At 41.0% G+C, this 18,549-nt stretch carries 30 protein-coding genes, 1 pseudogene and 2 riboswitches; of the genes and pseudogenes, 21 read left to right on the top strand and 10 right to left on the bottom strand.

Annotated elements, in window-relative coordinates; genetic code table 11:
* Positions 1 to 40: 40 nt before the first annotated feature.
* Both M9R32_RS10235 and M9R32_RS10240 read right to left on the bottom strand, forming a co-directional pair.
* A complete protein-coding gene (locus M9R32_RS10235; RefSeq protein ID WP_269926648.1) occupies positions 41 to 259 on the bottom strand; it encodes a putative periplasmic lipoprotein in 219 nt (72 codons plus the stop codon).
* Between the two features lie 166 nt (positions 260 to 425).
* Positions 426 to 830, bottom strand: a complete 405-nt coding sequence (locus M9R32_RS10240; protein WP_418936243.1) for an HIT family protein — start codon at positions 828 to 830, stop codon at positions 426 to 428.
* A 90-nt stretch (positions 831 to 920) separates the two neighbouring features.
* Here M9R32_RS10240 and M9R32_RS10245 point away from each other — a divergent pair, with 90 nt between their 5' ends.
* Positions 921 to 1,637, top strand: coding sequence for a CBS domain-containing protein (locus M9R32_RS10245; RefSeq protein ID WP_269926650.1), 717 nt, complete (start codon positions 921 to 923; stop codon positions 1,635 to 1,637).
* 203 nt (positions 1,638 to 1,840) lie between these two features.
* On the opposite strand, the gene M9R32_RS10250 is transcribed toward M9R32_RS10245, so the two are convergent.
* Together M9R32_RS10250 and M9R32_RS10255 are read right to left on the bottom strand one after the other, a co-directional pair.
* On the bottom strand, positions 1,841 to 2,212 hold the full coding sequence (locus M9R32_RS10250; protein WP_269926651.1) for a VOC family protein: 372 nt from the start codon (positions 2,210 to 2,212) through the stop codon (positions 1,841 to 1,843).
* 18 nt (positions 2,213 to 2,230) lie between these two features.
* Positions 2,231 to 2,437 (bottom strand): hypothetical protein, encoded by a 207-nt coding sequence (locus M9R32_RS10255; protein ID WP_269926652.1) that lies wholly within the window; start codon positions 2,435 to 2,437, stop codon positions 2,231 to 2,233.
* Between M9R32_RS10255 and M9R32_RS16135 the strand changes: the two are divergent.
* The 9 genes and pseudogenes from M9R32_RS16135 to M9R32_RS10295 all read left to right on the top strand — a co-directional run.
* A pseudogene (locus M9R32_RS16135) lies at positions 2,437 to 2,604 on the top strand (VOC family protein); the annotation flags it as partial. The gene M9R32_RS10255 and the pseudogene M9R32_RS16135 sit on opposite strands and share 1 nt — an antisense overlap.
* Before the next feature lie 32 nt (positions 2,605 to 2,636).
* A complete protein-coding gene (locus M9R32_RS10260) occupies positions 2,637 to 3,083 on the top strand; it encodes a DUF4385 domain-containing protein (protein ID WP_269926653.1) in 447 nt (148 codons plus the stop codon).
* 223 nt (positions 3,084 to 3,306) lie between these two features.
* Entirely contained in the window at positions 3,307 to 3,924 is a 618-nt protein-coding gene (locus tag M9R32_RS10265; RefSeq protein WP_269926654.1) for an NAD(P)-dependent oxidoreductase, read from the top strand.
* Between the two features lie 12 nt (positions 3,925 to 3,936).
* Entirely contained in the window at positions 3,937 to 4,752 is an 816-nt protein-coding gene (locus M9R32_RS10270) for a metallophosphoesterase (protein ID WP_269926655.1), read from the top strand.
* Positions 4,753 to 4,792: 40 nt separating this feature from the next.
* Positions 4,793 to 5,779 carry a GNAT family N-acetyltransferase gene (locus M9R32_RS10275; protein WP_269926656.1) on the top strand — a complete coding sequence of 329 codons (987 nt, stop codon included), beginning with the start codon at positions 4,793 to 4,795 and terminating at the stop codon, positions 5,777 to 5,779.
* 81 nt (positions 5,780 to 5,860) lie between these two features.
* Positions 5,861 to 6,166, top strand: a complete 306-nt coding sequence (locus tag M9R32_RS10280; protein WP_269926657.1) for an antibiotic biosynthesis monooxygenase family protein — start codon at positions 5,861 to 5,863, stop codon at positions 6,164 to 6,166.
* Positions 6,163 to 6,507 carry a hypothetical protein gene (locus tag M9R32_RS10285; RefSeq protein WP_269926658.1) on the top strand — a complete coding sequence of 115 codons (345 nt, stop codon included), beginning with the start codon at positions 6,163 to 6,165 and terminating at the stop codon, positions 6,505 to 6,507. The genes M9R32_RS10280 and M9R32_RS10285 overlap by 4 nt, the downstream gene beginning before the upstream one ends.
* A gap of 22 nt (positions 6,508 to 6,529) precedes the next feature.
* Positions 6,530 to 7,180, top strand: a complete 651-nt coding sequence (locus M9R32_RS10290; RefSeq protein WP_269926659.1) for a cobalamin B12-binding domain-containing protein — start codon at positions 6,530 to 6,532, stop codon at positions 7,178 to 7,180.
* Positions 7,167 to 7,907, top strand: coding sequence for an STAS domain-containing protein (locus M9R32_RS10295; protein ID WP_269926660.1), 741 nt, complete (start codon positions 7,167 to 7,169; stop codon positions 7,905 to 7,907). The genes M9R32_RS10290 and M9R32_RS10295 overlap by 14 nt, the downstream gene beginning before the upstream one ends.
* Before the next feature lie 61 nt (positions 7,908 to 7,968).
* Here M9R32_RS10295 and M9R32_RS10300 read toward each other — a convergent pair whose 3' ends face one another.
* Positions 7,969 to 8,163, bottom strand: a complete 195-nt coding sequence (locus M9R32_RS10300; RefSeq protein ID WP_269926661.1) for a CsbD family protein — start codon at positions 8,161 to 8,163, stop codon at positions 7,969 to 7,971.
* Between the two features lie 100 nt (positions 8,164 to 8,263).
* Here M9R32_RS10300 and M9R32_RS10305 point away from each other — a divergent pair, with 100 nt between their 5' ends.
* The 3 genes from M9R32_RS10305 (at position 8,264) to M9R32_RS10315 (ending at position 10,545) form a co-directional block, all read left to right on the top strand.
* The gene (locus M9R32_RS10305; protein ID WP_269926662.1) at positions 8,264 to 8,995 is read left to right on the top strand and encodes a sulfite exporter TauE/SafE family protein; all 732 of its coding nucleotides are present in this window, start codon (positions 8,264 to 8,266) and stop codon (positions 8,993 to 8,995) included.
* 57 nt (positions 8,996 to 9,052) lie between these two features.
* Positions 9,053 to 10,069, top strand: coding sequence for a PQQ-dependent sugar dehydrogenase (locus M9R32_RS10310; protein WP_269926663.1), 1,017 nt, complete (start codon positions 9,053 to 9,055; stop codon positions 10,067 to 10,069).
* A gap of 65 nt (positions 10,070 to 10,134) precedes the next feature.
* Positions 10,135 to 10,545 carry a pyridoxamine 5'-phosphate oxidase family protein gene (locus M9R32_RS10315; protein WP_269926664.1) on the top strand — a complete coding sequence of 137 codons (411 nt, stop codon included), beginning with the start codon at positions 10,135 to 10,137 and terminating at the stop codon, positions 10,543 to 10,545.
* Between the two features lie 226 nt (positions 10,546 to 10,771).
* On the opposite strand, the gene M9R32_RS10320 is transcribed toward M9R32_RS10315, so the two are convergent.
* Positions 10,772 to 11,140 (bottom strand): hypothetical protein, encoded by a 369-nt coding sequence (locus tag M9R32_RS10320; protein ID WP_269926665.1) that lies wholly within the window; start codon positions 11,138 to 11,140, stop codon positions 10,772 to 10,774.
* Between the two features lie 21 nt (positions 11,141 to 11,161).
* Positions 11,162 to 11,545 carry a hypothetical protein gene (locus M9R32_RS10325; protein ID WP_269926666.1) on the bottom strand — a complete coding sequence of 128 codons (384 nt, stop codon included), beginning with the start codon at positions 11,543 to 11,545 and terminating at the stop codon, positions 11,162 to 11,164.
* A gap of 333 nt (positions 11,546 to 11,878) precedes the next feature.
* On the opposite strand from M9R32_RS10325, the gene M9R32_RS10330 reads away from it, so the two are divergent.
* On the top strand, positions 11,879 to 12,052 hold the full coding sequence (locus M9R32_RS10330; protein WP_269926667.1) for a hypothetical protein: 174 nt from the start codon (positions 11,879 to 11,881) through the stop codon (positions 12,050 to 12,052).
* 71 nt (positions 12,053 to 12,123) lie between these two features.
* On the opposite strand, the gene M9R32_RS10335 is transcribed toward M9R32_RS10330, so the two are convergent.
* Complete coding sequence (locus tag M9R32_RS10335; RefSeq protein ID WP_269926668.1) at positions 12,124 to 12,540, bottom strand: VOC family protein; 417 nt, start codon at positions 12,538 to 12,540, stop codon at positions 12,124 to 12,126.
* 119 nt (positions 12,541 to 12,659) lie between these two features.
* Positions 12,660 to 13,622, bottom strand: coding sequence for a magnesium/cobalt transporter CorA (gene corA / locus M9R32_RS10340; RefSeq protein ID WP_269926669.1), 963 nt, complete (start codon positions 13,620 to 13,622; stop codon positions 12,660 to 12,662).
* A 197-nt stretch (positions 13,623 to 13,819) separates the two neighbouring features.
* Here corA and M9R32_RS10345 point away from each other — a divergent pair, with 197 nt between their 5' ends.
* Both M9R32_RS10345 and M9R32_RS10350 read left to right on the top strand, forming a co-directional pair.
* Positions 13,820 to 13,954: a hypothetical protein gene (locus M9R32_RS10345; protein WP_269926670.1), complete on the top strand. Its 135-nt coding sequence runs from the start codon at positions 13,820 to 13,822 to the stop codon at positions 13,952 to 13,954.
* Positions 13,955 to 14,082: 128 nt separating this feature from the next.
* Positions 14,083 to 14,526, top strand: coding sequence for an NUDIX hydrolase (locus tag M9R32_RS10350; RefSeq protein WP_269926671.1), 444 nt, complete (start codon positions 14,083 to 14,085; stop codon positions 14,524 to 14,526).
* 13 nt (positions 14,527 to 14,539) lie between these two features.
* Here the strand turns inward: M9R32_RS10350 and M9R32_RS10355 are convergent, their stop codons facing one another.
* Positions 14,540 to 14,746 (bottom strand): hypothetical protein, encoded by a 207-nt coding sequence (locus tag M9R32_RS10355; RefSeq protein ID WP_269926672.1) that lies wholly within the window; start codon positions 14,744 to 14,746, stop codon positions 14,540 to 14,542.
* 169 nt (positions 14,747 to 14,915) lie between these two features.
* A riboswitch (guanidine-I (ykkC/yxkD leader) is annotated at positions 14,916 to 15,019 on the top strand.
* Positions 15,020 to 15,075: 56 nt separating this feature from the next.
* Between M9R32_RS10355 and M9R32_RS10360 the strand changes: the two genes are divergently transcribed.
* The 5 genes from M9R32_RS10360 (at position 15,076) to M9R32_RS10380 (ending at position 18,548) form a co-directional block, all read left to right on the top strand.
* Positions 15,076 to 15,411, top strand: a complete 336-nt coding sequence (locus M9R32_RS10360) for a DMT family transporter (RefSeq protein WP_269926673.1) — start codon at positions 15,076 to 15,078, stop codon at positions 15,409 to 15,411.
* Positions 15,411 to 15,725: a DMT family transporter gene (locus M9R32_RS10365; RefSeq protein WP_269926674.1), complete on the top strand. Its 315-nt coding sequence runs from the start codon at positions 15,411 to 15,413 to the stop codon at positions 15,723 to 15,725. Before M9R32_RS10360 ends, M9R32_RS10365 begins: the two co-directional genes overlap by 1 nt.
* A 152-nt stretch (positions 15,726 to 15,877) precedes the next feature.
* Positions 15,878 to 15,982, top strand: a riboswitch (SAM riboswitch).
* A 72-nt stretch (positions 15,983 to 16,054) separates the two neighbouring features.
* Complete coding sequence (locus M9R32_RS10370) at positions 16,055 to 17,266, top strand: 2,3-diketo-5-methylthiopentyl-1-phosphate enolase (protein WP_269926675.1); 1,212 nt, start codon at positions 16,055 to 16,057, stop codon at positions 17,264 to 17,266.
* Positions 17,263 to 17,922: a 2-hydroxy-3-keto-5-methylthiopentenyl-1-phosphate phosphatase gene (locus M9R32_RS10375; protein ID WP_269926676.1), complete on the top strand. Its 660-nt coding sequence runs from the start codon at positions 17,263 to 17,265 to the stop codon at positions 17,920 to 17,922. The genes M9R32_RS10370 and M9R32_RS10375 overlap by 4 nt, the downstream gene beginning before the upstream one ends.
* Positions 17,919 to 18,548 carry a methylthioribulose 1-phosphate dehydratase gene (locus M9R32_RS10380; protein WP_269926677.1) on the top strand — a complete coding sequence of 210 codons (630 nt, stop codon included), beginning with the start codon at positions 17,919 to 17,921 and terminating at the stop codon, positions 18,546 to 18,548. Before M9R32_RS10375 ends, M9R32_RS10380 begins: the two co-directional genes overlap by 4 nt.
* The last annotated feature ends 1 nt before the right edge of the window (position 18,549 follow it).

Raw genomic sequence — 18,549 nt, forward strand, 5'->3', positions numbered from 1 at the left:
GCCCTCTCCTATTGAAATGGAGAGGGATTTTTTTGAATGTTTACTCGTCGTTGTCGTCACCAGCACCATCAGGGGCAGGCATAGCGGGTTGATTACCTTCGCCCATTCCGTCTTCACCAGAATTCGGAGAAGTTTCTCCCGGCACGAAATTTTCATCTTGCTTACTTGGTTCTTGTTGAGTACCAATGGATGTACCTTCATCCGTTCCGCAACCCGCAAGCATAAACATGGCCAAAACGACTAATAATAAAGATTTCATATATAGACTTGAACCTCCTGTTTAAAACTGAATTTTTATTTCAGCTTAGGTTGCTCAGGCAGGAGTGAAATATGTATTTTTTAAAGTGATTTTGTCCAGTCAGAGTCACTTTCCGTCTACTCACGCAGGCATTCCGTCTAGTCGGAAAGATTTCGGATAAAAAGTTTTATCTTCCAGGTCGGCGATTTTCTTCAGACTTGAACCATGCACGAATGCCTTTTCCTGCATAAGGTTCGTCGGCAAAACGAGGCAGGATATGAAAATGTGCATGTTGAATGGATTGATTTGAAGCGTCTCCAACATTCCAACCAAGTGTATAGCCGTCTGGCGCGTACTTCTCATCTGCATAAGTTTTTACTTGTTGCATCAAATCGTAGGTAGCGTTCCATTCTTCCTGTGTTAAATCAAAAACGGTTTGACGATGGGCTCTTGGAACGATGAGACCACTACCTTCTAAAATAGTTTGATGTTTGGGATGCTGTAAATACAGACAATATTCGTTTTCAAAAACAATACGTTGTTCCGGATCCTTTTGCGGGTTGCAATAAGGACAATTTAACGGAGTTTCCAATTTCATCACCTCTTCTTATGGGTATTGTAATAAAAAGACAGGAAAATAAGCAACCTATGTAGAAAGAGTTGCGAACGGGAGGAATGCAAAATGGATAATCAACAGCAGGTAGAGCAAACGATTCGAAATTCCGATCGCTTCCTGACGGCTTTTCATCGTATCGAACAATCTATGAAAGAAATCATTGGCACTAATGATCATCTGTCATTTTATAAATTGGTGGAGCTTTCTAAACGGAAGAATGCTATTGTGCGAAGATATGAAGAGGACTTAAAAGAATACGCAACGCTGCGAAATGCAATTGTCCATCATCAAACATCAACTGAATATGCGATTGCAGAACCTCATGATGAAATTGTACAAGCTCTCGAAACGATTGATGAAGCGCTGGCAAAACCAGTAACAGTCGGTGAAATGTTCGAAAGAAAAGTGAGCACGCTCCAGGCAAAAGACACGTTAAGGGAAGCCTTGATTATGATACGTGATAAACAATTTACCCAAATACCTGTCTACGACGATCATGTTTTTGTAGGTCTATTAACGGCTGTGGGAATTACCTTCTGGCTTGCAAACCATGTCGAAAATGAGGATATTTCCTGGGAAATGACTGTCGAATCCACACTCCAGCATGAGAAGAAGAAAGAAAATCATCTATTCGTCCCACGTGAAATGTCGATTTTTGAAGCGGAAGAACTTTTTAAAGACGCTATGGCAAAAGGTAAAAGACTCGAAGCCTTACTGATTACGGACAAAGATGGATTGGTTGGTATAGTCACGCCGTTGGATTTGATGAAGATTGAAGCGTGATGAGCTTAATTGTTGAAAAGACATCTCATATTGGGATGTCTTTTTTCTGTACTGGTACATTTGACTGGTGAAAAATTTTTAGGCCCCGCGCTGACTGGGCGAAAACCAAGGCTGAATGGACAAAACCTTAAATGGGAGAAGGACTACGCCTTCTCTTGAAAAGAAAAACCCTTCCATGTTAAAGCTTTGGAAGGGTTCACTGCTTAAACTTCACTCATTACTGCGTGGGTATTGCCTTCTCCGTCTTTAAAGAAAGCCATCCAAATTTCAACATCACCCATTTTCCCAACCATGTGGGGTTCATCAATGAATTCAGCTCCCGCTTCTTTCATCGTGGCTACAGTTGAATTCAAGTCTTTCACTTTGAAGTAAAACACGGAGCTTGGGTGATCAAACTCTTTCTTTTCCGGCAAACTCAATAATAAACGTGTTTCCCCACACTGGAAAAACGCCAGTCCATTTGTTTCGAATAACAATGGCAATCCGATCACATCTCTGTAAAAAGCCACAGCTCGAGGCACATCTTTTACATTGACCGCAATTTGACCAATGGATTCAATCGATAAATTCTTCATATGTATTCCTCCATTTCATCACTCATACATTTCGACGAATCGATGGAAACTCCTGCTGTGGTATTCTTTATACCAAGCATGCGGAATGATTTTTAATGTAATTCCTACGTGGATGGCGATTTTTCCTACGTGAACCCCGATAATTCCTACGTCACCTTCATTTTTTCCTACGTGAAGGTCAATAATTACAACTGAGCCATCGCTCAGTATGTAAATCGAAATCAAACGGGCAATCCCGCCTTCAAGTAGATGAACTGACGGAAGAATTGATCAATCGTGGAGTCAATATTTTATATAAAGATCGCCATCCCTATGCAGGGGGCAATCAAACTTACGCTGTGTTTTTTGAAGATCCAGACCGTCTCAAATTGGAGATTGTCGCGCCAGAATAACGGGTATAAGAAGGAAAAGGAGTGATTCTGCCATGGCATTTGATTATGACTTGGATTATGAAAACCTTGACCTTCGGAAAAAGCCCGAATTGTACCGGGTTGGACGCGGTGAACAAGGCGTCTTGCTGGTTGAACCTTATAAAAGTGAAATCCTGCCACACTGGCGTTTTAAAACACCGGATATTGCCAAAGAATCCTCGGAAAAAATAATGGAACTGTTTGAGGGCTATCGAAAAAAAGACGATTTTGTTGGAATGGATATGGCAAGAAAGTTCATTCAAATGGGCTATACGCGCGCACGCCGTTATACGAACTACAAAGGTGGTCGCAAATACAATGAGGATGGGTCTGTCAAAGAACGCGACATCGATCCTGTGAAAGCTGAATCGGCTGCCATTTTCAAAAAGAAATGGGATCAAATCCGTGAAGATGAGGACTATTTAAAACGCAAAAAGAAACACCAAAAAGAATTCGGCTAATCTTTTCAATACCATCAGTGATATCCATACACTTCTCCTTCTACAATCCAATCGCTCAAAATGGCGAGGGATTGTTTTTTTGAATCTCACTATCTCCATCGTCTTTCCATGTGATAAAAAGAAGGAAATCCGTATACAGTGGTAGTGGCTTTCGTATTTGAATCATTAGCCAGACTGAATCCATTCCTTTATTCTAATAGAAACTAGATTTGGGGGAATCTCCATGAACATTACAATATTTGGTGCAACGGGACGTGTAGGAAATAATATTTTACGAAGTGCGCTGGAAGATGGTCATCTCGTGACGGCTCTGGTACGCACACCATCCAAATTAACTCCTCATGAAAACTTAACGATTATAGAAGGCGATATTAGAGAACAACAATCGGTGAATGTCGCGATTCAAGGAGCGGATGCTGTAGTCAGTGCAATTGGTACAGATAAGACAACCACGCTTACAGATGCGATTCCACTTATTATTGAAGCGATGCAAAAAGTAGAAATCAAACGCATCATTACAATCGGCACAGCCGGGATTTTGCAAAGCAGAACCAATCCTGAGTTGTACCGCTTTCAGTCAACTGAATCGAAACGTCGCTTAACATTTGCGGCAGAACAGCATGCAAAGGTATTCGAAAAACTTGCTGCAACCAATTTGGATTGGACTGTTGTCTGTCCAACCTATTTACCGGATGGAGTGAGCACAGGACAGTGGCGAACTGAAATGAACTTTTTACCTGAAAATGGCGTTGAAATATCTGTAGGGGATACAGCCGAGTTCGCTTACAAAGAATTGCTGGATCCACAGTTTACAAAGGTTCGAGTGGGTCTTGCTTATTAAAAGGAGTTTTACATGTTTCGAAAACTACTGAAAATCATCATTGTTGTCGCTTGTTTAATAGGCTTTTTATATGTGAATAACCATTGGCTCACCGTTTCTCATCATACCTTGGCATCTCCTGAAATTCCTTCCACTTTTGATGGGTACCGGATTGTTCAAATTTCAGATTTACATGATGCCACGTTTGGTGAAAATCAACAGCGTTTAGTGGACAAAATTAAGAAGGAAAAGCCAAATATGATTGTCATTACTGGGGATTTAATTGATAGTAATCGGTATGATTTACCCAACAGTCTCGCGCTCATCGAGAAAATCGTGGAATTAACGGACGTATATTATGTAATAGGAAATCATGAAGTGGCTACGAATGATGTGGAACATATTAAAGAGGAACTTACAACTCGTGGTGTACGAGTGTTATCTAATGAAACGTTGAACATAACACGTGACGGAATGTCGATTTCCTTAACAGGTATTGAAGATCCGTTAACGGGGGCGACCGCTGCTCAAATGATTGGCGCTTCGAATGTGCCGAATGATGCCTTCTCAATCCTGCTTGCCCATCGTCCAGAAGACTTTCAAACGTATAAGAATGCGGGAATCGATGCAACGTTTTCCGGCCATGCGCATGGAGGACAGTTTCGGCTTCCGTTCGTTGGGGGACTTGTTGCTCCTGGGCAAGGCTACTTTCCAACCTATACTGCCGGCGTTCATGAAGAGGGCCAGTCAACATTAATTGTCAGCCGGGGCCTTGGTAATAGCATCATTCCAATCCGTTTGTTTAATTTGCCTGAAATTGTCGTGGTTACGTTGAAATCGAGTAAATAAAAATAAATAGAACGACAACTTAAGAAGGAGAGATTTTTTCATGCCACAAAGCATTACATTGGTACCTTACAATCCGGATCACCAGCAAGCATTTCAATTTTACCCGTTACCTCCCGATCAGCTGGAGTTTACGGGACATCCATTAGACCTGTTGAAAAATGATGATTATTCCAGAACGCCTGTCACGATTTTAGAAGGGAATCACATCATTGGTTTCTTCGTCCTGGATACTGGAAATGACCGCTACTTCTTTACTGACAACCCGAATTCAATCTTACTACGGGGATTTTCCATTCATCCAGATTCTCAGGGTCAGGGAATTGCAGTGAAAGCGATTCAAGCTCTTCCCACCTTTATCCATCGGCAATTTCCACAATTCGATGAAGTGGTACTTGGGGTCAATGAACGCAACGAAGCGGCGCGACATGTTTATTTGAAGGCGGGATTCAAAGATGAAGGACGTCGCTACATGGGGACAAAAGGTCAGCAGTATGCGTTGCATCTTTATGTGCCGAAGACCATCATACGCCAAGCACAACCAGGAGATGAGGATGGCATTGCCAAGGTGTGTACGGAAGGCCAATGGTTTACATATGGTGATATTTACACGAAGCAGGAGATTGAACATATCATTGAAAGATACTATACGCCTAAACGAATCTTTAAAGAAATCACGGATTTGTCGACTAAATGGAATGGTTACTATGTTGCTGAGGTTGAAGGGGAAATAGTAGGGGCAATCGGTGGAGGCATGATCAACTCCAAAAAAGCAGAAATTTACGTCCTTTATCTGCATCCGGAAAAACGGAATAAGAAAATTGGTACACAATTACTGGATGCCTATTCCCGTCTACAACAAGAAATGTATGATGCCAAGGAACAATGGGTCTCAGTCGAAAAGGAAAATGACAAAGGCATCCCATTTTACAAAGCAAAAGGGTTCGCTTTCGTGAAAGAAGAGCCTGCAAATGACTCTAAATTGGCGGGTCATCACACGTCTTTAAGGTTAAAAAGAGCGTTGAATTAATTGAAGATTTTAGATTTTCCGGTGTCAGTATGTTACGCTTGTACAACTGAATTCATAATAGGTCAAAAGGAGGCAACGCTGATGTATGTCGTACATTCTACTGTGCAAGTTCCAAAAGGAAAAGCAGACGAAGTGATTGCCATCTATCAAAATCGATCTCGTTTGGTTGATACATTTGAAGGTTTTCAAGTATTCCATCTTTGGCAGAATGAGAAAAGACCTGAAGAACTGACCGTCCATATGGAATGGTTGGATAAAGCGTCTTATATGAACTGGGTAACCAGCGACGCATTTAAAAAAGTACATGAACTTGAAAAAAACTATCCCGATCAAGAACTGGCGGCCATTGTTCCGAAAGTGACAAAATACGCAGTGGTGGCTCGATGAATTCACATACACGTACACAAGTAATAGACGAAGTAGTAGCCGAAATTTACGAAGCCTATCCTGAAATTCTCGAACGTTTTGGAGAAGCAGGGAAAATGCGTTGTCTTGAAGATAATCATCATCATTTCGATCATTTAGAAACGGCTGCGAAACTGGACGATCCCCAAGTTTTCATCAATTACGCAGTCTGGCTGACCAATTTACTAACTCAGCGAGGCATGAGTAAACATCATGTCATCGATAATTTCCAGCGAATCCATGATGTTTTAGGCAAAACGGCAACACCAGATTCAGAAGGATATCAAAAGCTATTGCAAGCCGGAATAGACGCCATTAAATAAAAAATAGAAGGAGGTGAGAGAGATGACTAAACAATTAGCGATTGCATTGATTGAAGGAGATTCTGATAACGCGTTTGAACAAATTCATTCACTGTACCAAAAAGGAACGCCGATAGCGACCATTTATCAGGATTACATCACGGAAGCAATGCGTTTAATCGGTTTGATGTGGGAAGAAGATGAAATTACAGTAGCAGACGAGCATTTGGCGACAGCAACGTGTGATTACATATTAGCAAGGTTTCATAGTGTCATTCCGAAACCGAAGCTTACAGCTCATTCGAAAAAAGCGATGTTTTTTTGCGTAGAAAAAGAACAACATTCGCTTGGAATGAAAATGGCGGCTTACTTATTCGAACAAGCTGGATGGAATGTACGATTAATGGGGGCTAATTTGCCTTTGTCTTATGCAAAAGAGGCTGCAGAACGCTTTGGACCTCAAGTCATCGGCGTCTCTCTCACCATCATTCATCACTTGGAACAATTAAAACAATACGTTATAGAACTTGAAGGTATTAGTAGCAACCCGCATCTACTTGTAGGCAGCAGACTGCTATCATCATACGATTTGAAGAAGTATGCATCACCTAAAACTCGGATGATCAGTGATTATGAAGTTCTGCAAAAATGGATGGCCGAACTTGATGAGGTGAAAATACATGAACTTCATTAAGTCGCTTCCTTTTCCTGCCTTTGTGGTAGACCGATCATTTGAAATACTCGATATGTCACAGACTGCTCGCCAAGTTTTTGGGGATGTGAACTATTTTGTAGATCTCATGAATATCGGCAGTCAAAGCAAGCGCGACAGAATGTTGGCACAAAGTTTGGACAAACCTATCGAATTAACATTAAAAACGAAAAGAGATTTACAAGAGCTTTTTGCGGTTTCCATTACGTGGGAGCAAGAAATAGGAATCTTGCAGTGTTTCGAAATCGGCAGTAAGCTTGATAAAATCATGGCAATTGTCCAAAAACATGAAAACCGTCTTGCACATGTGGATTTTGAATTGCTCTCTCAAAAAGAACTGGCTGAAAGTCATCTGAAACAAATCAAGCAATTATCAGCACCTCTTATTCCAGTAGCAAACCATGTGGGGTTGGTCCCGTTATTTGGGCAGTTTGATCAGGATTTGATTTCCAATAGTGAAGACCGCTTGGCGATCGAATTGTATGAACACGATATCACAAAAGTTGTGTTTGATTTTAATGGAATTGACCAAATCAGTGAATATGGCATTAATTCATTCAAAGCGTTCGTGGAAACCCTTCAAATTATGGGGATTGAAACGTACATCGTAGGGTTAAAACCTCATCATACAAGTTTTATGAAAAATAACCATAGTAAAACCGCGACTTATTTAACTACACTTAAAGAAGCCATTTCATTATTGACATAAAAACAGTTGCCCTCAAAGATGAGAGCAACTGTTTTGTTATACTACATGAAATTTTATAGGATTAGTATTTATCGTCCGTGCTACGGTCTTTTACTTCACCAATTTTTTCTTGCACGGCACCTTTCGCTTTGTCGAACTTGCCTTCAGCTTGAAGTGACGAATTATCAGTCGCGTTTCCGACTTGATCTTTAAATTCACCTTTGGCTTTGTTTACTCCACCTTTAAGTTTGTCAGAAAATCCATTATCTTTTGTCATGTGCTTTCCTCCTAATAGGTTATTTACTGCTTGTTCGATACTATATGAAATACCCTCGTCCCACTCACATAAACATACTAACTAGAAAAAGGGGAAGCTCATGGATTATACTTGGTTATTTTTAATAGGATTAATCGCGAATGTGCTGGGCATATTGGCTGGAGGTGGTGGCTTAATCAGTTTACCGGCTATGCTGTTAATGGGGATACCGGTTCACTCTGCCATTGGGGCAAATAAGGTCTCCAATACAGTCAGTTCATTATCCAGTTTTATCGTCATTTATAAATACAAAGAAGTTACCGTAAGAGAAGCTCTCATTATCGTTCCACTTTGTCTGGGTGGTGGAATAGCAGGAGGTTTAATTGCGTCCTTTCTCACAGAGAGTACGTTGACCATCATCGCTATCGTATTATTAAGCTTTGCGTTACTCACTTCCTTTATGGGGTCGAGTGATTTTGAAGGAAATCGTCCACTGGTCGTAAACAAGAAAAGTGGGGTTGGTCTGTTTGGCATTGGATTATATGACGGGGTTTTTGGACCGGGGTCCGGCACGTTAATGATGTACATCCTTTCACATCTTGGCATTTCTTATATTCGGGCAGTTGGGCTTGCCCGCATCGCGATTTTTTCGAGTTGTTTCGGCGCGTCCATCACATATATTGCTACCGGCAAAATCATGTGGGCAGTCACCATTGCGTTATTGATAGGTTCAGTAAGCGGTGCGCAAATCGGTGTGCATCTAGCCCGTAAATTGAAAAAAGAATATGTGAAACCTTTATTGCGTATTGTCACGATCGCTTTGATTATTCAAATAGTGGTAACGAATCTATAGATTATTAGACGGAATTTTCTGTATAATAAAAAGAAAGAATAGAAGAGGTGATCTTATATGAAGAGATTAGTAATCTTCACCTTAAGCCTTCTTCTGTTGAGTGGGTGTGGAATTCTTGAGCGCAGTCAATCTGCAGAGCCGGAGTCGATTAAAGAAGTTGCCACAAATCTTGAAATTCCCTGGTCAATCAATCAAGTAGGGGACGAATTTTACGTATCAGAACGTGTTGGGACGATTGCTTATATAGAAGCTGACGGAACAGTCGAACATCAAAAAGTGGAGTTTTCAACGCCATTAGCGACCGTTTCAGAAGCGGGTTTGCTAGGGTTTGTCCTAAAACCGACATTCGAAGAAACGAAAACAGCATTTGCCTACTACAATTATGATGCGGGTAATGGTCCATTCAATCGAATCGTGACATTGAAATTGGAAGGAAACGTCTGGAAAGAAGTAGCAATCCATTTAGATGAAATCTCAACTGGCAATGTCCATCATGGAGGTCGTCTTGAAATCGGTCCGGATCAGCTGTTATACGCAACGATTGGAGATGCGGCCAATCCACAACTAGCACAAGATCCGAATTCGAAAAACGGAAAAATCCTCCGTTTGAATGCAAACAATCAATGGGAAACCGTGAGTCTCGGACATCGTAATCCACAAGGACTCGCCTGGTCTGAAGATGGTGTATTATTTGCTTCCGAACATGGACAATCTGCCAAAGATGAAATAAATAAAATTGAACCAGGCAGCAACTACGGATGGCCATTAATTGAAGGCAGTGAAGAACGAGAAGGATATATCACACCTTTGCTTCATTCGGGAGCAAATGTCACCTGGGCACCTTCAGGCATGACGTTTCATAAAGGGAAATTGTATGTAGCAGCTTTACGTGGGGAAGGCATTCTTGTTATCAATCCCGAGTCGGGTGAATTAGAAGACACGATTACGGGCTTTGGTCGAATAAGAGATGTGTATTCGAATGGCGAAGATTTGTACTTCGTCTCTAACAATCGAGATGGCAGAGGAACAGCAAATGCTAATGATGATAAACTATACCAATATTTAGCTGAGTAACAGCACATTATCATGTTTAATTGGCGGAACTGGAAGGAATACTTTCAGAAAGGAGCTGATTAAGAGTGAGTAAACAACAAGCATTAGACATTTTAAAAGAAAGCCGCACCGGCACAATGGCAACGGTGAAAAACAATAAACCACATTCTAGGTATATGACTTTCTTCAATGAAGAATTTACGCTCTATACCCCGACGAATAAAAATACACATAAAGTCGAAGAAATTGAAGCAAATCCGTATACGCATATTTTGATTGGCTACGACGGAGAAGGTTTTGGAGATGCATTTCTGGAGATTGAAGGAAAAGTAAGTGAAAGCACAGACGAAAGCCTGAAAGAAAAAATTTGGAATGACCATATGAAAAATTGGTTCGAAGGTCCAGAAGATCCAAACTTATTGATATTAGTTGTGAAACCAGAATCCATCCGTCTTATGAACAAAAGCGGAAAACCACCTGAAACCATAGAATTTTAATGAATGGAAGCTCGCTCTCAAATTGAGAGTGAGCTTTTTTTGTTGAATAGGGTGGCGTGAAAGTTTGTGAAAAATTTAACGCTCAAAACTCACTATTTATCGCTCAAATTGGACCATTTATCGCTCAAAAAACGAATTTATCGTTCATACAGACACATTTATCGCTCAAATAGGTCTCAGAGGCAAGTTGACTTGCTGAGATTAATGGTTCCATATAAGTAAGATTTCAATGATCTCCCGCCATTTCTTTGTAATACCTCAAAGCATCCCTTAAAAAATCTTCTTTCATGCCTGTTCGTGAGTTAATTCGATGAATCCATTCATCCATATTTAAATCGGAATCTTCCGCATGTAATTTCTGTGAAGTACTCAAAAAACTTTTCCAGTTATCAAATTCCCAGTGGGCTGTCTCGCCGTCCAACGAGATTCTGATTTCGACGAGCGGTGTTTTTCTGAATACGTGTTGCACTCGTTCGGAAAGAGCCCACAACAATTCATCATCTAGAGGTGTTGTATCATATTTGGCATTCGAGACTTTTCCGTTCGGCCTATGATATGAAATCTTGGTCTCATAACCTTCTGTTTGTAACTTCACTTTAGCAGCTGGGAAAAATCCTTAGACCGAACCTTGATGGTTAATCAATTCTGCATCAATAGCGATTGGCTGAATCCACTGATCTCCAAGATCACACAAATAGCGATGTCCTTTACTATCTATTGCAATTACAGCAATGTGTGAGCGTTCGGCATTGATATCATCCGTAATTCCGTAGGCCTCAATTCCTGCAGTGCGAAATTCTTCTATTAACCATAACGACAAGTCTACACAGTTCCCAGCAACGCCATATTGTTCAAAATGTTGCTTAATTAGAGAAACCGGGCGTTGTGAACCACCACCGACTTGTTTTGCCCACCACACTTTCATTAACGTATCCATCGGCTTGTCATCAAATTTACTCCATATAGCCAATATCTCTTTGCATGCCTGCATGCGTTGCATCCTCCTCAGCTCATTTTATTCCCATCATATCGTAAGTATTGGCTTGCTGAAAATATCACTAATTAAAAAAGGGTTCATTACCGAAAACCATGCGATCACGATGTATGAACCCTTTCTGACAGATGGTAAGGGATAAAAAGCTCAGTAGATTCTACTGAGCTTTTTGCTGTTTAATGACCTGCCAGTATTCACTTAAGCACTTTTTTCCTATTCCTTGAAGATTAAATATACAGATTAATATTTTCGGGTGAGGTTTATTTCTTTTTTAGTGGGGTAAATTTGAATTAGAACAGTAGCAAACAAAATTTAACAAAACTTGAGGAGGAAACAGACATGGCAGATTGGAAAAAGACATTATTAGCAAGTGGTTTAGTAGGCGGAATCGTTCTTGGTGGTTTAGCAGGTTGTGGTGATGGAGTAGACCAAGATAACGGTGTTGACGATGGCGAAGAGATGGACGATGTAGATGAGGAAAACAAAAACCCTGAAGAAGAGGGCGAAGAATAATTAAGCAAACATAAGGAGCCTAAAGCTCCTTTTTTGTTGCGGAAAAATAAAAAAGTAATGGTGTTAAGCCACTACCCCAGAATAAATTTTTCTTTAAAAATGGGACTCAATTCACTCCAAACGTCAAATTTATTTCCGTCAATATCATAAAAAACAAAGTTCTTTCCTGCGTGTCCTCTGTTTTCAATATCCCCACTTTTTATTTCTTTTTCAATGAAATCCTTGTGTATACTTTCTAATGCATCTAATCCGTTCACTTCAAAGGTTATAGAGAATTGTTCATTTCCATAAAAATCATAGAAATTTGAGTTTTGATTTTCTCTGGACTTAACAAGGAATATACTTTGGCTGGCTAAATTAAGAATAGCTTTATCGTTGTCTTTATAGTTCAATTCTGCACCTAGTTTGTTAACGTACCATTCGGCAGATAGCTCAACATTGGTGACAGGTAAATAAGTAGTTCCTACTCTTATTAATTTTTCGTTCACTTTATTAGCCTCCTAAACATGTTAATATTTCTATTCTGTTTTCTATACGACAATGGTGAAATCCTGTTTGGATTCCTGCAAAAAAACCATCTCCTTATTTTCACAGGAGATGGTTTTTATTATGATTTAAATAAATTCAGCCAGCCTTTGTATTTAAACCAGGCAAACATGGATACACCAATCAAGGTCATGGCTCCAAGTGCGAAGAAGTATCCGTATTTCATTGTGAGTTCGGGCATATATTCAAAGTTCATCCCGTATAGTCCGGCGATAAATGTTAAAGGGATGAAAATGGATGAGACAATCGTCAAGATCATCATAATGCGGTTCATCCGGTTTGAGTTCATCGCCATGTAGCTGTCGCGAATATCTGCCGTAAGTTCGCGATTGGATTCCACAATTTCAGTCAGCTTCACGAGATGGTCGGATATATCTGCAAAATAAGCCTGTTCATGCTGTTGAAGATTGAAGCGACTTGAGTTTAATACACGATACATTAAATCGCGCATTGGCAATATCGTTCGGCGCAACCATAGTAAGTCACTACGCATTTCAAAAACGGTATCCATCGAAAAATGCTTCATATCAAACGTCATCTGATCTTCAATTTCGTTCAGATGATCCTCAATTTTGTAAACGAGCGGGAAGTAGGAATCGACCACTTTGTCGAGAATTTGATACGTCGCGTAAATCGCACCACGTTCCCAAAAGGAAGCATCTCGTTGCAGTTTTTCGCGAACCAAATCTAATTCCTGAACGGCAGTATGGTGGAACGTCACAACAAAATTTTTCCCAACGAATAAATCCAGTTCTTCTGCTTCAAGTGTCTCTTCGTTCATGGTATGGACGACGAAGAAATGATAGCCATCGTAATAATCGACTTTCGGTCGCTGCAACCGATGGAGGCAATCTTCAATCGCCAGTGGATGGAAATGAAAGAACGAATCAAGCAACGCCCATTCACTAGCAGAAGGTTTATCAAAATCGATCCAATACCAATCAAATGATTTTTTATGTAAATCTTCTAGTGGAAAGTCCATTTCCAATTGACTATCAGCTGTTACGCCAAATGTTCGAATCATAAGTAAAACCTCGTTTCACAAGGTAAATGCTAGTAGTAGTTTACCACGAAATGAGGTAAAGCTAACATGGGAGGCTGACGATGTAAGGGGATAGATGAAATGAGCATTTCCTGAGAATCTCTTAACATGATATTCATATTTTCTACATATACATCAATTACACTAAATGTGAAAGTTCATAACCAAGGAGGTATCATATGACACAAACCAATCTGAAGAAGAAAGCATTCCCGATAGCCGTTCTTTCACTTCTAGCTTTCAGCGGAGTTGCAGGAGCGATCGCTGCGTATCCAGTTCCGAAACGTCAGGGCATTCCTATCAAGGCTAGGTAATTGTTTTGTTGCAAACTTAATTGTCTGGTTTCACTCCGGTTCTTGCCAATCGAGCGATTTACTAGTAAATTTTTTACAGGAAATCAATTTGCTGAGCTCGGCAATCTATAGAATCGGAGAAAGTGCCCATGACTAATCATCCAAATTACCGCGTATCAGTTGAAATCATCTTAAAAAATCAAAATAAAATCCTACTTACAAAGCGTTCAGAACTGGCAAGCGTTGCGCCTGGGGTCTGGAATGTTCCAGCAGGTAAGGTGAAATTTCATGAAATTCCTCTAGAAGCGGCACTCCGTGAAGTGCAGGAAGAAACGAGTATGGCAGTACCTAGTCTTACAGAAATCCATATCCGGACTTTCGAGGGACACTCAGCCAGCGAACCCATTTACCGGCTGATTTATACATATATTGCTGATGTGACAGAAGCGCAACTAGCCAATTTCCGATTGAATGATGAGCATTCGGAATATGTCTGGGTCTCAAAAGAAGAAATCAATGATATCCGCTTCGACTCTTTACTTCAAGCTTTTCGAGACATTTTAAATACAAAAATCTTCAACACGCCTTCATAATTAGGCGTGTTTTTTACATGTCTTTAATGACTTTCACCACTACGTGAGCTGATAAATATGAAATGGGGATGAGAAGAAAAAGAGTGATTAAGCCAATCATTGTTCCAAGTGGAGAAATCGGAAGAAGGTTCCCTGCAAAAAATCCAAGTAACTGATAATAAATAATGAAAATGACGATGGACATGACCAATATAATCACTTTATTTGTGAGGGATTTCAAAGGGATTCTCCTTTCTGTAAGCGGAATAAAGCTAATTTAAGTGTTACATTTATTTCCAATATGTTCAACCAGTTGTTTCAATACGAGCTCGTTGTTTGACTCATTGTTCAGGATGGTTTATTCTAACCTTGCACAAAATAATTTCATAAAGCGCCATTTTCAAGATGGCGAACAAGTTTTCTAGGGTTCCGCAAACAACCGGTTTGGCCTGGTCCGAGAGAAAACACTTTGCCAAATGGCAGAGCCACACGGAAGGATAAAAGCCTGGGAGATAACGTTTATACGTTCATCTCTCGGGCTTATTTTTATTGGAAAAGGAGTTGGGTTTCATGAATAAAGAATGGATGAAAGTGTTGATAGCTGCTGTGTTTGAAGTGTTTTGGGTGATTGGACTGAAGCATGCGGATGATGTGTGGGCATGGATTGGCACGTTAATTGCGATTGCGGTCAGTTTTTATTTAATGATCATGGCAGGGAAAACATTACCTGTAGGTACTGTGTACGCAGTGTTTGTTGGTCTAGGTACAGCTGGTACAGTCATTGCAGACATTCTCTTTTTCGGAGAGTCATTTAATCTCCCGAAAATTGGTTTGATAGCGCTTCTTTTAATAGGGGTTGTCGGGCTTAAGCTGGTCACGAAAGAACAGGAAGAGGTGTCGTCATAATGGCATGGATATTCTTAATCATTGCCGGATTATTTGAAATGACAGGAGTCGCGATGATCAGTCAAGTGCATAAAAATCGTAATTGGAAATCCATATCGGGATTGTTCATCAGTTTCACCGCAAGTTTCCTGTTCCTTGCACTTGCTATGGAAACTCTTCCGATGGGAACGGCTTACGCAGTGTGGACAGGCATTGGTGCTTCTGGAGGGGCGATTCTGGGTATGATTTTGTACGGGGAGCCAAAGACATGGTTGCGCATACTGTTTATTGCAATGGTGTTGGGAGCGGCTGTTGGCTTGAAATTTATTTCTTAAAACATGTCATGTCTTTCTAAAAGCAAACATAGCATAGTTTTGTACAATGGGAAATAGCTGTATATTTCAATTTATTAGAAAATTGTGTTGACAAGTATTTTACACCCTGTCATAATCCAATTTAGATTTTAAAAAATATCATATCTACATTTTTCTTATCAAGAGCAGGTGGAGGGACTAGCCCTATGAAACCCGGCAACCGACTTACACGAGTAAGCACGGTGCTAATTCTTGCAGCAGTAGCTGACAGATAAGAGGATGTTAGTTCAACTACTAACCTCTTCTTATTTGTGAAGAGGTTTTTTATTTTTCCTGAAGAGGTGAACAAATTGACTGAAGTAATCGCGACGTATTTAGTACATAGCATAGATGATAATTTCGAAAAAAAAGCAGAGGGCATCGCACTTGGCTTGACCGTGGGATCTTGGACCGACTTGCCACAACTGGAGCAACAGCAATTGAAGAAGCATAAAGGGCGCGTTGTATCTATCGAAAATGTCGGTAGTTCAGGTAGCCGCATGAAAGGAATCATCCGTATAGCTTACCCGGCAGCCAATTACAGCCCAGACCTGCCAGCCATATTAACAACAGCTTTTGGCAAGTTATCACTGGACGGAGAAATCAAGTTAGTCGATTTGGAATTTAGTCCAGAATTAACGGCACACTTTTCAGGGCCGAAGTTCGGAACAGAAGGGATTCGCCAACTAACCGGTGTGCAAGGACGACCATTTGTCATGAGCATTTTTAAAGGCATTCTAGGAAAAGATTTAAACTTTTTACTGACACAGCTCGAACACCAAGCACGTGGTGGTGTGGATTTTGTCAAAGATGATGAGATTTTATTCGAGAACGTGTTGACGCCTTTTGAACAGCGAATTGTGAGAGGGCGTGAAGTGCTCGAGCATGTTTTCTCAGAGACAGGTCACCGAACACGTTACGCGGTGAATTTGACTGGGCGAACATTTGACTTAAGAGACAAAGCAAGACGCGCAACGGAATTAGGTGCTGATATGTTGCTGTTTAATGTGTATGCATACGGACTGGACACGCTTCAAAGTTTAGCAGAAGATCCGGAAATTGCGATTACCATTATGGCTCATCCCGCTGTTTCTGGCGCATTCACGCCATCCAGAAAGTACGGTCTGTCCAACCAGCTTGCACTAGGTAAGTTATTGCGACTTGCGGGGGCAGATTTCTCGTTGTTCCCTTCGCCGTATGGAAGCGTAGCCTTGGAAAAAGGGGAAACACTTCAAATTGCCGATGCACTTCAAGCGCCTGGTTTGTTAAAGACTACTTTGCCAGTCCCTTCAGCGGGTATTCATCCAGGCATGGTTCCGCAATTGATTGAAGACTTCGGAATTAATTCCGTTATCAATGCAGGAGGCGGGGTGCACGGTCATCCAGCAGGTTCTGCCGCTGGAGGCAAGGCATTCAGACAAGCCGTTGATGCAACGCTTTCCAGGAAGACCTTATCTGAAGCAGCGCAAACGAATACTGAACTGCAACAAGCCCTGGAATTGTGGGGTGACAAAGTACGATGACACAACCCGTCATATTTTGTGATTTTGATGGCACCATCACCACGAAAGATAACATCATGGCCATCATGAAGAAGTTCGCACCACCTGAATGGGAGCCGATAAAAGACCAGATTCTCGGCCAGGAAATATCCATTCAGCAAGGCGTAACCCAACTTTTCAATCTGTTATCAACCGACCAAAAAGATGAAATTACACAGTTCGTACTGAATCAAGCACAAATTCGAGAAGGATTTGAGGACTTTGTCGCTTATACGAAAGCACAACAAATTCCACTCTTCATCGTATCTGGAGGCATTGATTTCTTTGTTAAGCCACTCGTGAAGGACCATATAGAAGACGAGCGTATTTACTGCAACGAGGCAGATTTTTCTGGAGAAACCATTACGATTAATTGGCCTCATACATGCGATGAACATTGCTCGAATGGTTGCGGTTGCTGTAAACCTTCCATACTTCGCAAACTGAGTGACGACAACACTTACAAAATCGTCATCGGTGATTCCATTACCGATTTACAAGCGGCAAAACTGGCAGACAAAGTGATCGCGCGGGACTTCCTCATCGAAAAGTGTGAGGAACTCGACATTCCTTATGAGCCATTTGAAACATTTACAGACGTGATTCACATTTTAAAGCAATTGGAGGTACACACATGAGCAACTACTTTTCCCGTTGGAACGAGCTTGCGGCCATAAAAAAGGAACTCGCAGACCGCGATTGGTTCTACGGCACGAGCGGCAATTTATCCATTAAGGTTTCGAATGAACCGGTTACATTCCTCGTTACTGCATCTGGTAAGGACAAACGAAAATTCACGGATCATGACTTTTTACTGGTGGATGCAGCCGGTGAAAAATTGGAGGAGACGTCGTCAAAGCCGTCAGCCGAAACGTTGCTCCACGCAAAGATTTATAACAAAACCAATGCGGGGTGTGTCCTTCATGTCCACACGATTGACAACAATGTCATCACGGAACTGTATAAACATGATACACATATTGATTTCACCGGAAATGAAATTATTAAAGCACTCGGTTCATGGGAACAAGACGCCAAGGTCAGCATTCCGATCATTCCGAATGTCGCACATATCCCAACACTGGCTGAACAATTTGATCGTTATGTAATCGGGGACTCAGGAGCCATCCTGATTCAAAATCACGGCATCACTGTATGGGGCAAAGACGCTTTTGAAGCGAAAAAATATTTGGAAGCATGGGAATTTTTATTCTCGTATCAAGTGAAATTAGCAACGATAAAACATGTAGTGGGGAGTTTTTAAC

This window comes from Paenisporosarcina quisquiliarum, from assembly GCF_027563315.1.
In the GTDB taxonomy this organism is placed as follows: Bacteria; Bacillota; Bacilli; order Bacillales_A; family Planococcaceae; genus Paenisporosarcina; species Paenisporosarcina quisquiliarum.